The following is a 13,931-nucleotide window of genomic DNA, read 5'->3' as shown; positions in this document are numbered from 1 at the left end:
TTTGTGGTCGTTTTGGCGGGCCGGTACGTACGATAACCTGTCCGCCTTGGTGTGGGTCATTCCTGTGTTTTTTCGTCTTTGCCGGCTGGTTTGCGCAAACGGATGCCCAACTCCTTGAGTTGCTCCTCGCTGACTTGAGCCGGCGCGTTGAACAGCGGGCAGGCCGCCGTTTGAGTTTTCGGGAAGGCGATGACGTCGCGGATTGAACTGGCGCCGGTCATCAGCATCACCAGACGGTCCAAGCCGAAAGCAATGCCGCCGTGCGGGGGCGCGCCGTATTTCAACGCATCCAGCAGGAAACCGAACTTCTCGCGGGCTTCTTCGTAGCCTATGCTCAGAATATCGAACACGGTTTGTTGCATCGCCGTGCGGTTGATCCGGATCGACCCCCCGCCGACTTCGGTGCCGTTCAGGACCAAATCGTAAGCGCGGGACAACGCCTCGCCCGGATCGGTTTTCAGTTCGTCGATGCCGCATTTCGGCGCGGTAAACGGATGGTGGATGGCGGTGTAGCGCTGGGCTTTGTCGTCCCAGGCGAACATTGGGAAATCGATAACCCACAGCGGTTTCCACGGGCCGGTCAACAAACCGCGATCCAAGCCGAGTTTGACGCGCAACGCGCCCATCGCTTCGTTGACGATGCCGGTTTTGTCCGCGCCGAAGAAGATCAAGTCGCCGTTTTGGGCGCCGACTTTGTCCATCACTTTAGCCCAAACGTCGGCCGGGGCGAATTTGACGATAGGCGATTGCAAGCCGTCGATACCCGCCGCCAGGTCGTTAACCTTAATGTAAGCCAGGCCTTTGGCGCCGTAGATGCCGACGAACTTGGTCAGTTCGTCAATGACGCTACGGCTCAGCTCGCCGCCTTCGGGCAGTTTCATCGCCACGACACGGCCGTTCGGATCGTTGGCCGGACCGGAAAACACCTTGAATTCGACGTTCTTCATTTCGTCGGCGATGTCGACCAGTTCAAGCGGGATGCGCAGGTCTGGACGGTCGGAACCGTAACGGCGCATCGCTTCCTCGTAAGTCATTACCGGGAACGGGTCGCCGAGATCGACATTGATGATGTCCTTGAACAGGCGGCGGATCATTTCTTCCATTACCGCCATGATGTCTTCCTCGTTCATGAACGAGGTTTCGATATCCAATTGGGTGAATTCGGGTTGGCGATCGGCGCGCAGGTCTTCGTCGCGGAAGCAGCGGACTACTTGGTAGTAGCGATCCATGCCCGCAATCATCAACAACTGCTTGTACAGCTGCGGCGATTGCGGCAGCGCAAAGAACGAGTTTTGATGGGTCCGGCTAGGTACGATGTAGTCGCGCGCGCCTTCCGGGGTGGCCTTGGTCAAATAAGGCGTTTCGATTTCGAAGAACTCGTGTTCGTCCAGATACTGGCGCAGGTTGCGGGTGACGTCGCGGCGCACTTTCATCTTCTCCAACATCGCGGTGCGGCGCAGGTCGATGTAACGGAAGCGCAAGCGGGTTTCCTCGTTGACCTCTATGTCGCTTTCCAGCGGGAACGGCGGGGTTTCCGACTCGTTCAACACTTCGATATGCTTGCCCAGTACTTCGATCTCGCCAGTGGCCATGTTCGGGTTGTGCGTGCCGGCCGGCCGGTCGCGAACAACGCCTTCGATGCGCAGCACATATTCGCTACGCACCTGTTCGGCGGTCGCGAAACTTTCCGCCGCGTCGGGATCGAACACCACTTGCACCAGACCGGCGCGGTCGCGCAGATCAATGAAAATGACCCCGCCGTGGTCGCGGCGGCGATGGACCCAGCCGCACAGCGCGACGGTCTGGCCTAGATGTTGGGTGTTCAATTCTCCACATTTGTGGCTACGCATAATGGTTCTCGAGTTGATCGGAAAAGGAATATTTCAAAAAATAAGGACGGAAAGCGCCAGGCGCGGACCGGCGTCCGGCGCGTTCTTTCTAGCGACGTTGGACAGGGTTAATGACAGGCGCAACTGCCGCCGCAGCCGCCGGAGCTGCTACTGCTGGAGGAGTTGCCACTTTCGCCGGCGACGTTTTTCTTGTTGCCGCTTTTGAAGTCGGTTTCGTACCAGCCGCCACCTTTCAGGCGAAAGCCGGCCGCAGAGATTTTCTTTTTCAACTCGGCTTCGTTACAGGCCGGGCAGATCACCAAAGGCTCCGCACCCAGTTTCTGCAGGGCTTCATGTTCGTGACCGCAAGCATTGCATTGGTATTCGTAGATAGGCATGAGCTACTCCCAAAAAATCGAAATCAAGTTGTCTATAGGGCCGACTCTTGAAGTTTTCAAGGTCGGCAGTGATAGAATTGCCGGCATTTTAATCGAAATCCCGCTGGAAATGGACAAATTGACGATAAGCCGGCCCGACGATTGGCACTTGCATCTGCGTAGCGGTGCGATGTTGCGGACCGTGGTGGGTCATACCGCGCGGCAATTCGCCCGCGCGATCGTGATGCCGAATCTGAAGCCGCCGGTGGTTACTGTCGAGCAGGCGCTGCGCTATCGTGACGAAATTTTGCAGGCTCTACCGGCCGGCGCCGACTTTCAGCCGTTGATGACCTTGTATCTGACCGGTAATACGCCGATCGCCGAAGTCGAGAAAGTGGCGAAGAGCGAGCACGTCCAGGGTTTCAAATTGTATCCGGCCGGGGCGACCACCAATTCCGACGCCGGTGTGGCGAATATCGAAGCCGCCTATCCCTTATTCGAGGCGATGGAAAAGTTCGCGGTGCCGTTGTTGGTTCACGGCGAAGTCGCCGCCGCCGAGTACGATATTTTCGATCGCGAGAAGATTTTCCTGGATACCCAGTTGACCGGGATCGTGCGCCGCTTTCCGTCCTTGCGGATTGTTGTCGAACATTTGACGACTCGCGAAGCCGTTCAGTTTGTCGGTGAAGCGCCGGCTCATGTCGGCGCGACGATCACCCCACAGCATTTGCTGTACAACCGTAACGCAATTTTGGCCGGCGGCATTCGTCCGCATTTTTATTGTTTGCCGGTCTTGAAGCGGGAACATCATCGGCAGGCCTTGCTGGAAGCGGTCGGCTCGGGAAATCCCAAATTTTTTCTGGGCACCGATAGTGCGCCGCATCCGACCGCCGCCAAGGAAACTTCATGCGGTTGCGCGGGTTGTTACAGCGCTCATGCGGCTTTGGAGCTTTATGCCGAAGCGTTCGAGCAAATCGGTGCGCTGGATAAGCTCGAAGGGTTTGCCAGCCAATTCGGCGCCGACTTCTACGGTTTACCGCGTAACGTCGGTACTATCACGCTGGAAAGACGGACTTGGGCACTGCCTGAACAATACGGCGAAGCCGAGCAATCATTGACACCGTTGCGGGCCGGTGAAACCTTGAATTGGCGCGTCGCGGATTGACTGACGCGTGGTTCAAATCCACCGGGCTGGTGGGGGATTTGAACCGGAGCGTTTCAAGGTATCGGCTCGGTTTGACCGGCGGTTTCCGGTGTCGGACTCGGCGGCACAATATTCGCTTCCCTGCCGATTTCCACTCGCCGGTTCGTGTTCTCTAAGTGCCGGCATTTTCAAACTCATTCCAATCACATGACTGATCGACATTTGCTTATCGCTCGCTGGGGCGTGTATCCGCTCTGGCTAGTGCTGACCGTTACGGTTTTTTTTCGCGCGCCGATTCCGATAGACGAAACCCGCTATTTGAGCGTGGCTTGGGAAATGTGGTTGCGCGGCGATTTTCTGGTGCCACATCTGAACGGTGCAAGCTACAGCCATAAGCCGCCGCTGTTGTTTTGGCTGATGCAGGCCGGCTGGGCGGTGTTTGGCGTTAACGATTGGTGGCCGCGGTTGGTCGGACCGTTGGCGGCGTTGGCGAACTTGGTGCTGCTGCGGAGGCTGGCGCAAGCGTTGTGGCCGGAGCGGCGCGGGGTCGCTGGTTTAGCCCCTTGGATTTTGATCTCGACCTTGTTGTGGACCTTGTTCGCCAGTTCGACGATGTTCGACGTATTGTTGACCGACTGCGTGCTACTGGTTCTACTGGGGGTATTAGCGGCGGCACGCGGTGGCGGTTGGCAAGCTTGGGGCTTGGCCGGCTTGGGCTTGGGCTTGGGCATCCTCGCTAAGGGACCGGTGGTGTTGCTCCATGTTTTGCCGACCGCGTTGGCCGTGGGTTTTTGGGCCGACCGGCGCCGGCCGACCTATTCGAACTGGTCGCTTGGAGTGATCGGCGCGGTATTGGTCGGCGCGGCGCTGGCTTTAAGTTGGGCGATTCCAGCCGCTCAGGCTGGCGGCGAAGAATACGGCCGGGCGATACTTTGGCATCAGACTGCCGACCGGACCGTCGGCACCAAAATTCATACTCGCTCGCCGTTCTGGTATCTGCTATTTCTGCCGCTATTTTTGTTGCCGTGGGGCTATGCGCCGCGGTTTTGGCGTAATTTGCGCGCGATGCGGCTCGGTGAAGATGCCGGGGCGCGGTTTTGCCTTGTTTGGTTTGGCGCGACGTTTGTCGTGTTTTCCGCCGTGCCCAGCAAGCAGATCCACTATTTGTTACCGGCCATGCCGGCGTTCGCACTGTTTGCCGCCAGAGTTTGGGACGAATCCGCTCAGATGCGGTCGCGGTATTCGGAGATGGTGATTCCTGGGCTGCTGTTAGCGGTCGGCGTATTTTTATTGGCGATGCCGACGATACCGGGTCTGGCGAAGTGGAGCTGGGTTCGGGCCTTGCAATCCGACTGGGGTGCAAGCGTGTTGCTGATCGCGGGCGGTTTGGGATTTTGGACTTGGCGTCGCCAGCGGTTGTCGCCGTTCGCGGCGTCGGCGGCTCTGGTGTTGTCGGTCGCCGTCGGTTTCGTTTGCTTTTTTCGAGATAACGGCGCCGCGTACGACTTGTCGCCAACGGCTCGACAAGTCAAGAACTTCGCCGATACCGGGGTGCCGTGCGCCTATGTCGGTAACTATCAAGGCCAGTTGAATTTTTTGGGTAAGCTGACTCGGCCGCTGCCGGTCATTCCCGCCGAGCGGGCCAAGGCTTGGGCCGCCGAACATCCGGACGGTTATTTGGTTTCGTTGGAAAATCAGCCGCCCGGCGGCGAGTTTTTAGTGCAAGGCCATCGGGAATACTGGTTGGTGGTGCGTCGCGCCGATCGGGCCGGCGAAATCAAGGCACTTTAACAGACCGGCCAGGCGTAGGCATGGTTTGGTATAATCGATTGTTTTAGTAGAGAAAGTGGTGTTATGGAGATTTCCGTGGTGGTCCCTGTTCACAACGAAGCCGACAATGTCGGGCCGTTGATCGAAGAGATACAGCAGGCGCTGGAAGGGCGATTTGCCTTCGAAATGATTTTTGTCGATGATGGTAGCACCGACGACACCGCGTCTAGTTTGCGGGCGCTGATGCCGCGTTATCCCAGCTTGAGAGTGTTGAATCATCAACGCGGTTGTGGTCAAAGCCGCGCCGTGCACAGCGGCGTGGCCGCGGCTCGCTACGCTTGGATCGCTACGTTGGACGGCGACGGTCAGAACGATCCCGCCGACATACCCCGTTTGGCGGCGGCGCAACAGGAGGCTGACGACGAGCAGTTGTGGATGCTGGCCGGTTTTCGGCATCGGCGCAACGATACCGGTTGGCGGCGATTTTCATCGAAGTTTGCCAACGCGGTCCGTCAGGCGATCTTACACGACGAAACGCCTGACACCGGTTGCGGTCTGAAGTTGTTCCGGCGCGACCGCTTTTTGGCCTTGCCTTATTTCGATCATATGCACCGGTTTTTGCCGGCTTTGGTGCGTATGGCCGGCGGTCGGGTGATTTCAGTCAAGGTCAATCATCGCTCGCGTAGCCACGGAACGTCGAAATACGGCACCTTGGATCGCCTGTTGGCGGGGATCGTCGATTTGTTGGGTGTGGTGTGGTTAAAGCGTCGTTACAGTCGGCCAATAGTTAGCGAGGTGGCGCGTGGATAACGATACGTTGTGGCTAATCGTCGGATTTCTGGGGCAGGGTCTGTTTTCCGCGCGGTTTCTGGTGCAGTGGCTGGCCAGCGAACGGCAAAAGCGTAGCGTAATACCGACCATGTTTTGGTATTTCAGTATTTTTGGCGGCGTGACTTTACTGGTGTATTCGATCCATAAGCAGGATCCGGTCTTCATTCTAGGGCAGGGTATGGGCTTGTTGATCTATTTTCGTAACTTGTACTTTGTTTTGCGCCATCCGCGCGCCGGCGACGACTCCGGTCAGGCCTAGATTGGATCGCTTGGCGAGCGGCCATTAATCCCGGTTTAAGTCGGAGGAATTATCGTCGCCGCCAAAAATTCGATTTGCGAGGTGGATATGCGGTTAGCGTGGCTGTTGTTAGGTCTGTGCGGTTTGGTTTCGGCGCAAGCCGAGGTGTTTAAATGCTCGGGTAAGTCCGGCAAAACGGTTTACCAGCAAAAGCCTTGCTCGCAAGAAGGTGGCCGGCAACTCGACATACATGCCGATCCGGCGCGGGAGGCGGAAGCCAAAGCGAAATTAGAAGCCTTGCGTGAGGAAAATCAGGTCAGAAAAGCGGCTCGGCTCGAGGCCGAAAAGCAGCAAGCCGAACAGCAACGCCAGATCGAGGAAGTCGAGGCCATGAAGCGTAGCGCGCTGGCCCAGCAACAACAAGCCGATGCGCAGCGGCGCCAGGCCGAGGCCTTGGAGCGGCGCAATTCTTATATCGGCGCGCCGGTAATTTATGCGCCGGTGGCGCCGATGCCCGGTATTCCCGGATTGCCTGGGTTAGGCGGCTCTCCGGGATATTCGGGCGACCAGCAGCATCACCATGAACATGACCGGCGGCCCGGCGAGGCTCCCAATCAGCCGGTCGACGATGTCGACGCTAAGCCCTCGTCCGAGCGGCGGGGGAAAGTTGGCGGCCGTTAAGTGCCGGTCGTTTCGTTTGTGGGTTAGGCTTTGCTGCTGGACCATTCATCATCTCGCGACACAGGAACACGACTATGCTTTGGTTGAAAGCACTACATTTGATCTTTATGGTGACCTGGTTCGCCGGTTTGTTCTATTTGCCGCGCTTATTTGTGTATCACGCGATGAGCGACGATGCGGTAAGCCGCGAGCGCTTCAAGGTTATGGAGCGTAAGCTGTACTTCGGTATCATGACCCCCGGCATGGTCGCGACCTTCGGTTTCGGGATCTGGATGTTGGGCGATTATGCCTGGACACTATATTCCGGTAGTGGCTGGTTGCATGCCAAGCTGGCGCTGTTGGGCCTATTGGCTATCTATCACGTTTGGTGCGGTAAGTGGTTGTTGGACTTCAAACTCGACCGCAACCGCCATTCCCATGTGTACTTTCGGTGGGTCAACGAAATTCCGGTGTTGTTTTTGTTCTCGATCGTTTGGCTGGCAGTACTTAAACCTTTTTAGGCTCAGGCGGCCGATTCCGCGGCTTTGGTCAGCCGCTCCGATAAGTCGTGTAGCCGCTCGGGCGTGCCGATGTCCAACCAGTAGCCGTTATAACGTTCTCCGCTGATTCGGCCCGCCTGAATGGCACCGTTCAAAACCGGGCGTAATTTCAACGGTTCGATCGCAAGATTCGCGAACAGAGCTGGGCGATATACACCAATACCGCTGTAGGTCAGTTTGCCGCTACCGACCTCGCTTAGCTGGCCGGTCGGCGTGACTGCGAAGTCGCCGGCGGGGTGGTGCGGCGGGTTGGGTATCATCACCAAATGGGCGAGATCGACATCGACCGTCCGCAATTTTTCCAGCGGAAAGTCGCAGGCGACGTCGGCATTCAAGGTCACGAACGGAGCCTCGCCCAGCAAGGGCAGCGCCTTGGCAATGCCGCCGGCGGTTTCGAGAGCGGTGTCGCCTTCGTCGGAATAGCGTATTCGCACCCCCCAGCGCTCGCCGTCGCCGCAGTAGGCGGCGATTTGCTCGCCAAGATGGGCCAAATTGATCACGATTTGGTTAAAGCCCGCCGAGGCTAGGTGCTCAATGGTATATTCAATCAACGGTTTGCCGTTGGCTCTGAGCAGGGGTTTCGGCGTGTGGTCGGTTAACGGCCGCATGCGTTCGCCGCGGCCGGCGGCCAGAATCATCGCTTTCATAGGGTTTTGGCGTAACGCGGCAGGACGTGTTGTTGCAGGAAGTGCCCCATTTTTTCCAGCTCGGGATATCGGCGACAAACCTCTTCCACGTAGTTCAAGGTGCGGGGAATGTCTTGCAAGTAGCCGGATTTGCCGTCGCGCAAGTGCAGGCGGGCGAAGATGCCGATGGCTTTCAGGTGGCGTTGCATCCCCATCAGGTCGAACCAGCGCCGGAATTGCCCGAAGTCGGCGTCGGTCAAGTTCAGCGTCAGCGCCTGTTGGTAATAGTGATCGACCCAGGTATCAACCCGCTGTTCCGGCCAGGCGATATAGCAATCGCGCAGCAGGGAAACCAGATCGTAGGTCAACGGGCCAATCACCGCGTCCTGGAAGTCAATGACACCGGGTGACGCTTGCGCCAGTAACATCAAGTTGCGAGAGTGGTAGTCGCGGTGCACGCATACCCGCGGCTGTTCGAGTGCCGAATCGATCAACAGGCTGTGCGTCGCGTCGGCCAGATCGCTTGCCATCGTCAGGTTCAACAAGCCGGCTAGGAACCATTCGTGGAAAATGCCCAGTTCCCGGCGTAGCAGTGTTGCGTCGTAGGCCGGTAGATCAAGGTTGGTGCCGTGAAGGCGGGTTTGCAGCGTCAGTAGGCCGTCGATCGCATCGCCGTATAGCGTGTCGGCGTTGTCCGGAGTCAGCGCGTCGAGATAGCTGGTACTGCCGAAGTCTTCCAACAGTAAAAAACCGCGCTGGCGGTTTTGGCGATAGATTTTCGGCACGTGGATGTTCGCGCCGGCGAACAACTCGGCAACCTTGACGAAGGGCTCGGTGTTTTCTTTGTCCGGCGGAGCGTCCATGGCGATTTGGCTGCCAAGGCCGTGGCTGACCCTGAAATAGCGCCGGAAACTGGCGTCGCTGGAAGCGGGGGCGATGCCGCGCACGTCCAATGCCAAGTCGTTGACTAGCCAGGCATTGAGCTCCGCGAGTCTTGAGTCTGAACTGGAAAAATACATTAGTTACTTATTGCCGAGCAACCTAAGGTAAAATGATGGGCATGCATTTTATTCGATTTCCGTTCCGCTAAGCCAATTAGCCGCTCAAGCCACTTCATGAATTTTCGGGTTCACTCCATTTCGTTGGCATTGTCCTTGTACACCGCCAGTGCGGTTTCCGCGGCGAGCAACGGCGCCTGGAATTGCGAGCAGTCGCAAAGCGGCGAATGGACTTGTTTGAATCAAACCCCCGCGGGTGCCACGCCGCCTCAACCTCAGGTCATCAAAACCCAGCCCGCGCCGCCGGTACCGGCCCAGCAAGCCAAGCCAGCGCAGCCGGAGGTCAAGCCAGAGGTCGCGCCGGTTCGGCAAGCCGAGCCCAAGCCGGTGGAGACGGAACCGGCGCCGATCCCGCAAGTCGCTCAGCCTGTTCCGGCCGTGCCGCCTGAACGGGAAAAAGTCAAAGTGGTCGAAAAAGCGGTCAGCGAGGCCCAAAAACTTCGGGTTAAGGTTAACGAGCCGCAAAAGCCTGCCGCCGAGCCAGTGCAAGCGAAAAGCCAGATGGCATCTTCCGGAACGGTTCCCGGTTGGACTTGTAAGACCGGCGACGATAAAAGCGGTTGGAATTGCAATCTGGTTGGTGCCGACCCGAAAGGCGAGGCCAGGCCCGTCAGCGAAGTCGAGACGGAGCTTGCCGCGACCTATTGGCTGACGCCGACTTTTTCATATCAGCAAGAGCGATCCTTCCAGACCTTGCGGGGCGAGTTCGACCGCGATCCCTGGCAGAACTGTTCGACTTGGGGCAGCAAGAAACGCAAAATCAAAGCTACGTCGCAAGAGGCGCGCGACGCGGCAACCACCGATGTGACCGCCGATTTTTCCGAAGTGTACGACGGCGAGGTGCTCAATTTTGCCGGTAACGTCGATTTGACCAGGGCCGATCAGCACTTGATCGCGGATAAGGCCAGCTACGATACCGTCGCGGAAACCCTGGACGCGCAAGGCAACGTCTTGTATAGCGAGGATCAATTGGCGCTGTTCAGCGAAACGGCTTCCCTGAGTCTGGGCAAGGACGAGGCCCGCTTGCGCAAGGCCCTATTCGTCGTTCCCGAGGCGCCGTTCCGGGGTAGCGCCGATGTGGTATACCGGGATAGTAAAAGTTTATCGCGTTACAACGAAGCGGCGTTTACCAGTTGTTCGCCGGGTAATCAGGATTGGATCATGCATGCGTCGCGGGTAAAGATTAACCGCGAGTCCGGGCAAGGCTCGGCCAAGAATGCCTGGCTGGAATTCAAGGGAGTACCGGTGTTGTACACCCCTTACATCTCTTTTCCGACCGACAGCCGGCGATTGTCGGGCCTGCTGGCACCAAACTGGGGTACTACCCAGCGGAACGGCTTCGACGCTTCGGTGCCGTTTTATTGGAACATCGCGCCCAACTTCGACGACATTATCACCTTGCGTTACATGAGCAAGCGTGGCGAGCAGATTCGTAACAAGTTCCGGTATTTGACTGAAACCTCGCAAGGGACTTTTTCGGCGGAACTGCTGCCGTACGACGAAATCGCCGACAAATCCAGATATTCGGGGTCGTGGCAGGATCAGAGCGTCCTGGCCGAGAATCTGCGGACTTCGGTTAACTTGAATTACGTATCCGACAAAACCTATTTCAACGACTTGAACAATGCGCTGGGCTTTCAGGATACCCGGTTTTTGTCGAGTAACGCGTACGTAAACTACGGTATCTCCGACGTCTCGCTACAGGCCGGTGTGCAGCACTATCAGTCGGTGGACAAAACCGTAACCGACGCCGGCATGCCTTACGATATGCTGCCTAGAATCAATTTAAATTACGCGCATCAGTTCGACAATCTCCCGGTCAACTTGGCGCTGGACAACCAATTCGTGTATTTCAGCCACGATACCCTGGTCAACGGCCAGCGCTACAACATTGCGCCTTCGGTGAGTGTGCCGCTTGAGAGCGGCGCGGGGTTCTTGATACCCAAGTTGACCGGCCAATATACGCAGTACCAGTTGAACAATATTACCAATTCGGCTCAACCGTCTAGCGTCAGTCGGTTTCTGCCGATCTTCTCGGTCGATACCGGCTTGATGTTCGATAAGGAAATGAATTTGGCTGGAACACCTTATACTCACACGCTGGAACCGCGTCTGTTCTATCTATACATCCCGCGTAAAGACCAGAGCAACATTCCGATATTCGATACCAATTTGTTCGATACCAACTTTTATAGCTTGTTCAGGGAAAACCGTTTCAGCGGTGCAGACCGAGTGCAAGACGCTAATCAAGTGACCTTGGCGGCTACTTCGCGGTTTATCGATTCGACGACCGGTTTGGAGCCTTTGAAACTGAATTTGGGACAAATCCTCTATTTTCAGGATAGAAACGTCGATCTGGATTATCTGAACAGCAACACGGCGGCTCTGACTAGCAATACCTCAAACTTTATTGGCGAAATCAGCGGCCAGATGAACCGGAATTGGTCCTATTCGACCGGTGCGCAGTGGGATCCCGAGCGCAACGGTATAGCCCGCGGTCAGGCCGTGCTGAAATTCAGAAATCAGCCCAACGAAATCTTGAACCTAGGCTATCGGTATCGGCGTAACCCGCTGGATAGTTTGCAGACGATTTCGCAAACCGACGTGTCGTTCCGTTTGCCGTTATTCGGCGAATGGTACGGTTTGGGGCGTTGGCAATACTCGTTGAATTTCGACAAGACGACCGAAAGTTTCATCGGCATCGAGAAGGAAAATTGCTGCTGGCGTTTCAGGATTATCGGTCGCCGGTACATCAATGCCGCCAATAACATTACGGTGCTGAACGATCCGAGTACCAAGCCCGAGACCGCATTCTTCGTGCAACTGGAGTTGAAAGGTCTAAGCAGTTTCGGCGATAGCGTCGATACTTTCTTGAATACCAACTTGAACGGCTATCGTAAAGCCAGTTTCTTCGAGTAAATTGCCTATGATCAAACAGGGATTTTGGATACTGGCCTTGCTGGCTTACGTGACGGTCGGTTGGACGCAGGTGTTGGACCGGATCGTCGCGGTGGTCGAGGACGACGTGATTTTGGAACGGGAACTGAACCGGGAAGTCGAGGCAATTACCGCCAAGCTGTCCAGCAATAACGTGACGATGCCGCCGGAATTCGTGCTGCGCAAGCAGGTGTTGGAACGAATGATCGTCGACAAGTTGCAACGTCAACTGGCATCCCGCTCCGGGGTGCAGATCAGCGAGGAAATGCTCAGGTCGTCGGTCGCCGACATTGCCTCGCGGAACGGATTGTCGGTCGAGGCCTTTCGCGACGAGCTGACGCGGCAGGGTATGGATTACAAGAGTTTCGAAGACAATCTGCGGAACGAAATTGTCATTAACCAGTTACGCGGCCGGGAAATCGGCAGCCGGGTCAAGGTCACCGACGCCGAAGTGGCGCACTATCTCGAAACCCAGGGCAAGGCCGGTCAAGTCTCGTCGCAATACCATTTAGGCCATATTCTGGTGGCGGTGTCCGAGGGCGCGTCGGCCGGTGCGATTCAGAAAGCCAAGGACAAGGCCGACCAAATCGTGGCGGATTTGCGCGGCGGCAAGGATTTCAAGCAAACCGCGGTTAGCGTATCCGACGACAATAACGCGCTGAAAGGCGGCGATTTGGGATGGCGTAGCCTTGGGCAGATTCCGTCCTTATTCGCCGATGTGGTGCCGACGATGGGGCAAGGCGACGTTTCCGAGCCGATTCGTAGCCCCAGCGGTTTTCATATCGTTAAAATGCTGGAAACCGAGGGTGGCGCGCAGCACATCGTGACCAAGACTAAGGTCAGACATATTCTGATCAAGACCAACGAACTGGTGGACGACGCCGAGGCGCAAAAACGTTTGCTGGCGTTGAAGGAACGCATCAACGACGGCGACGACTTTGCCGCATTGGCGCGCGCGCATTCCGACGATAAGGGCTCCGCGATCAACGGCGGTTCGTTGGACTGGGTCAGTCCCGGCGCGCTGGTGCCGCCGTTCGAGGAGGCGATGAATAAGTTGGGCATCAACGAAATCAGCGCGCCGGTGCAAACACAGTTCGGTTGGCACATGATCCAGGTTTTGGGGCGCGAAAATCAGGACAATAGCGAACAATTCAAGAAGGACAAGATCCGCGAGGAAATTCGCAAACGTAAAATCGAGGAAGAGACTGAGTTGTGGTTACGGCGCTTACGCGACGAAGCCTACGTTGAAATCGATTCCGACCGCCTGTAACGAGGGCAACGATGTCGGCCGAAAAACGCAGAGAAGAAAAACTGAAGCGGCGTTTGCAGCGCATCGTAAAAGAGCAGGATTTGACCCAGCAACGCGAGTTCGTGGCAGGAGCGATGGCCGAACAGGGCATGGACGCTTTGACTTGCGCGGCTGCGTTGATTTATCTGAGTCATCCCCAACTATTCGGCGGGTCTGTTGCCGCCGGGGCGCCAGTGCCTGCTAAATCGACGGCGGTCGAGACGTCCACGGCTAAGCTGCCCTGGCTGGATTACAAGATGGTGCGTTACCGTTTGGACGTGGGTTTGCAGCATCAGGTCGCGCGCGAGCAGATTCAAGACATACTGGTGCAGGAGTCCGGCGTCGATAAGCGCCGCATCGGCCGCATCGATATTCGCCAGCACTATACCTTGGTGGAGTTGCCGGACGGCATGCCGACCGATATTTTTCAGTTGTTGACCGAGGCTGCGATTGGGCCTCACAAATTGAATATTCGCCGGGTCAGGCCCAATAAATTTCGCCAAGCGCGGGGTAAGTCCTCGGCGGAATCGGCTGGCTAATCCCTGGCTTGCAAATCGGCGGTTTAACCGCCGATTTTGGCGACACGACCTTGTGTCGCAGCGGCGCCTCCCTG

Annotated in this window: 13 protein-coding genes; 9 read left to right on the top strand and 4 right to left on the bottom strand. The window is 57.0% G+C overall.

Going from position 1 to position 13,931, the window contains the following annotated elements; all coding sequences use genetic code 11:
- Window positions 1-56: 56 nt before the first annotated feature.
- Together aspS and ACQE3D_RS17070 are read right to left on the bottom strand one after the other, a co-directional pair.
- A complete protein-coding gene (gene aspS / locus ACQE3D_RS17075) occupies window positions 57-1,850 on the bottom strand; it encodes an aspartate--tRNA ligase (protein ID WP_313729636.1) in 1,794 nt (597 codons plus the stop codon).
- Between the two features lie 107 nt (window positions 1,851-1,957).
- Window positions 1,958-2,227, bottom strand: coding sequence for an FmdB family zinc ribbon protein (locus tag ACQE3D_RS17070; RefSeq protein WP_064031554.1), 270 nt, complete (start codon window positions 2,225-2,227; stop codon window positions 1,958-1,960).
- Window positions 2,228-2,336: 109 nt separating this feature from the next.
- Here ACQE3D_RS17070 and pyrC point away from each other — a divergent pair, with 109 nt between their 5' ends.
- From pyrC to hemJ, 6 genes are all read left to right on the top strand, one after another.
- A complete protein-coding gene (gene pyrC, locus ACQE3D_RS17065; RefSeq protein WP_313730261.1) occupies window positions 2,337-3,371 on the top strand; it encodes a dihydroorotase in 1,035 nt (344 codons plus the stop codon).
- 186 nt (window positions 3,372-3,557) lie between these two features.
- On the top strand, window positions 3,558-5,141 hold the full coding sequence (locus ACQE3D_RS17060) for an ArnT family glycosyltransferase (protein ID WP_313729637.1): 1,584 nt from the start codon (window positions 3,558-3,560) through the stop codon (window positions 5,139-5,141).
- 63 nt (window positions 5,142-5,204) lie between these two features.
- Window positions 5,205-5,930, top strand: coding sequence for a glycosyltransferase family 2 protein (locus ACQE3D_RS17055; protein WP_313729638.1), 726 nt, complete (start codon window positions 5,205-5,207; stop codon window positions 5,928-5,930).
- Window positions 5,923-6,210: a lipid-A-disaccharide synthase N-terminal domain-containing protein gene (locus ACQE3D_RS17050; protein WP_064031551.1), complete on the top strand. Its 288-nt coding sequence runs from the start codon at window positions 5,923-5,925 to the stop codon at window positions 6,208-6,210. Before ACQE3D_RS17055 ends, ACQE3D_RS17050 begins: the two co-directional genes overlap by 8 nt.
- Window positions 6,211-6,297: 87 nt before the next feature.
- Window positions 6,298-6,870, top strand: coding sequence for a DUF4124 domain-containing protein (locus tag ACQE3D_RS17045; protein ID WP_313729639.1), 573 nt, complete (start codon window positions 6,298-6,300; stop codon window positions 6,868-6,870).
- Window positions 6,871-6,944: 74 nt separating this feature from the next.
- Entirely contained in the window at window positions 6,945-7,370 is a 426-nt protein-coding gene (hemJ, locus tag ACQE3D_RS17040; RefSeq protein ID WP_313729640.1) for a protoporphyrinogen oxidase HemJ, read from the top strand.
- Window positions 7,371-7,372: 2 nt separating this feature from the next.
- Here the strand turns inward: hemJ and murU are convergent, their stop codons facing one another.
- Window positions 7,373-8,056, bottom strand: a complete 684-nt coding sequence (gene murU, locus ACQE3D_RS17035) for an N-acetylmuramate alpha-1-phosphate uridylyltransferase MurU (protein ID WP_313729641.1) — start codon at window positions 8,054-8,056, stop codon at window positions 7,373-7,375.
- Entirely contained in the window at window positions 8,053-9,054 is a 1,002-nt protein-coding gene (locus tag ACQE3D_RS17030) for an aminoglycoside phosphotransferase family protein (RefSeq protein WP_313729642.1), read from the bottom strand. Before ACQE3D_RS17030 ends, murU begins: the two co-directional genes overlap by 4 nt.
- A 96-nt stretch (window positions 9,055-9,150) precedes the next feature.
- Here ACQE3D_RS17030 and lptD point away from each other — a divergent pair, with 96 nt between their 5' ends.
- Genes lptD through ACQE3D_RS17015 form a run of 3 tightly spaced genes read left to right on the top strand, consistent with a single transcriptional unit; the run spans window position 9,151 to window position 13,857 of the window.
- Window positions 9,151-12,012 (top strand): LPS assembly protein LptD, encoded by a 2,862-nt coding sequence (lptD, locus tag ACQE3D_RS17025; RefSeq protein WP_313729643.1) that lies wholly within the window; start codon window positions 9,151-9,153, stop codon window positions 12,010-12,012.
- 7 nt (window positions 12,013-12,019) lie between these two features.
- Window positions 12,020-13,300, top strand: coding sequence for a peptidylprolyl isomerase (locus ACQE3D_RS17020; RefSeq protein WP_313729644.1), 1,281 nt, complete (start codon window positions 12,020-12,022; stop codon window positions 13,298-13,300).
- 11 nt (window positions 13,301-13,311) lie between these two features.
- Window positions 13,312-13,857 carry a DbpA RNA binding domain-containing protein gene (locus ACQE3D_RS17015; RefSeq protein WP_313729645.1) on the top strand — a complete coding sequence of 182 codons (546 nt, stop codon included), beginning with the start codon at window positions 13,312-13,314 and terminating at the stop codon, window positions 13,855-13,857.
- The last annotated feature ends 74 nt before the right edge of the window (window positions 13,858-13,931 follow it).

Source organism: Methylomonas sp. MS20, from assembly GCF_050275925.1.
Classification (GTDB): Bacteria; Pseudomonadota; Gammaproteobacteria; order Methylococcales; family Methylomonadaceae; genus Methylomonas; species Methylomonas koyamae_A.
Note: the sequence above shows the minus strand (reverse complement) of the source record. Positions and strands in the feature narration are given on the sequence as shown.

Bases quoted from the DNA above. Each gene is read 5' to 3' on its own strand.
- ACQE3D_RS17030 (WP_313729642.1), bottom strand. From the start codon at position 9,054: ATGTATTTTTCCAGTTCAGACTCAAGACTCGCGGAGCTCAATGCCTGG.
- lptD (WP_313729643.1), top strand. From the start codon at position 9,151: ATGAATTTTCGGGTTCACTCCATTTCGTTGGCATTGTCCTTGTACACC.
- murU (WP_313729641.1), bottom strand. From the start codon at position 8,056: ATGAAAGCGATGATTCTGGCCGCCGGCCGCGGCGAACGCATGCGGCCG.
- ACQE3D_RS17015 (WP_313729645.1), top strand. From the start codon at position 13,312: ATGTCGGCCGAAAAACGCAGAGAAGAAAAACTGAAGCGGCGTTTGCAG.
- ACQE3D_RS17060 (WP_313729637.1), top strand. From the start codon at position 3,558: ATGACTGATCGACATTTGCTTATCGCTCGCTGGGGCGTGTATCCGCTC.
- aspS (WP_313729636.1), bottom strand. From the start codon at position 1,850: ATGCGTAGCCACAAATGTGGAGAATTGAACACCCAACATCTAGGCCAG.
- hemJ (WP_313729640.1), top strand. From the start codon at position 6,945: ATGCTTTGGTTGAAAGCACTACATTTGATCTTTATGGTGACCTGGTTC.
- ACQE3D_RS17070 (WP_064031554.1), bottom strand. From the start codon at position 2,227: ATGCCTATCTACGAATACCAATGCAATGCTTGCGGTCACGAACATGAA.
- ACQE3D_RS17020 (WP_313729644.1), top strand. From the start codon at position 12,020: ATGATCAAACAGGGATTTTGGATACTGGCCTTGCTGGCTTACGTGACG.
- ACQE3D_RS17045 (WP_313729639.1), top strand. From the start codon at position 6,298: ATGCGGTTAGCGTGGCTGTTGTTAGGTCTGTGCGGTTTGGTTTCGGCG.
- ACQE3D_RS17055 (WP_313729638.1), top strand. From the start codon at position 5,205: ATGGAGATTTCCGTGGTGGTCCCTGTTCACAACGAAGCCGACAATGTC.
- pyrC (WP_313730261.1), top strand. From the start codon at position 2,337: ATGGACAAATTGACGATAAGCCGGCCCGACGATTGGCACTTGCATCTG.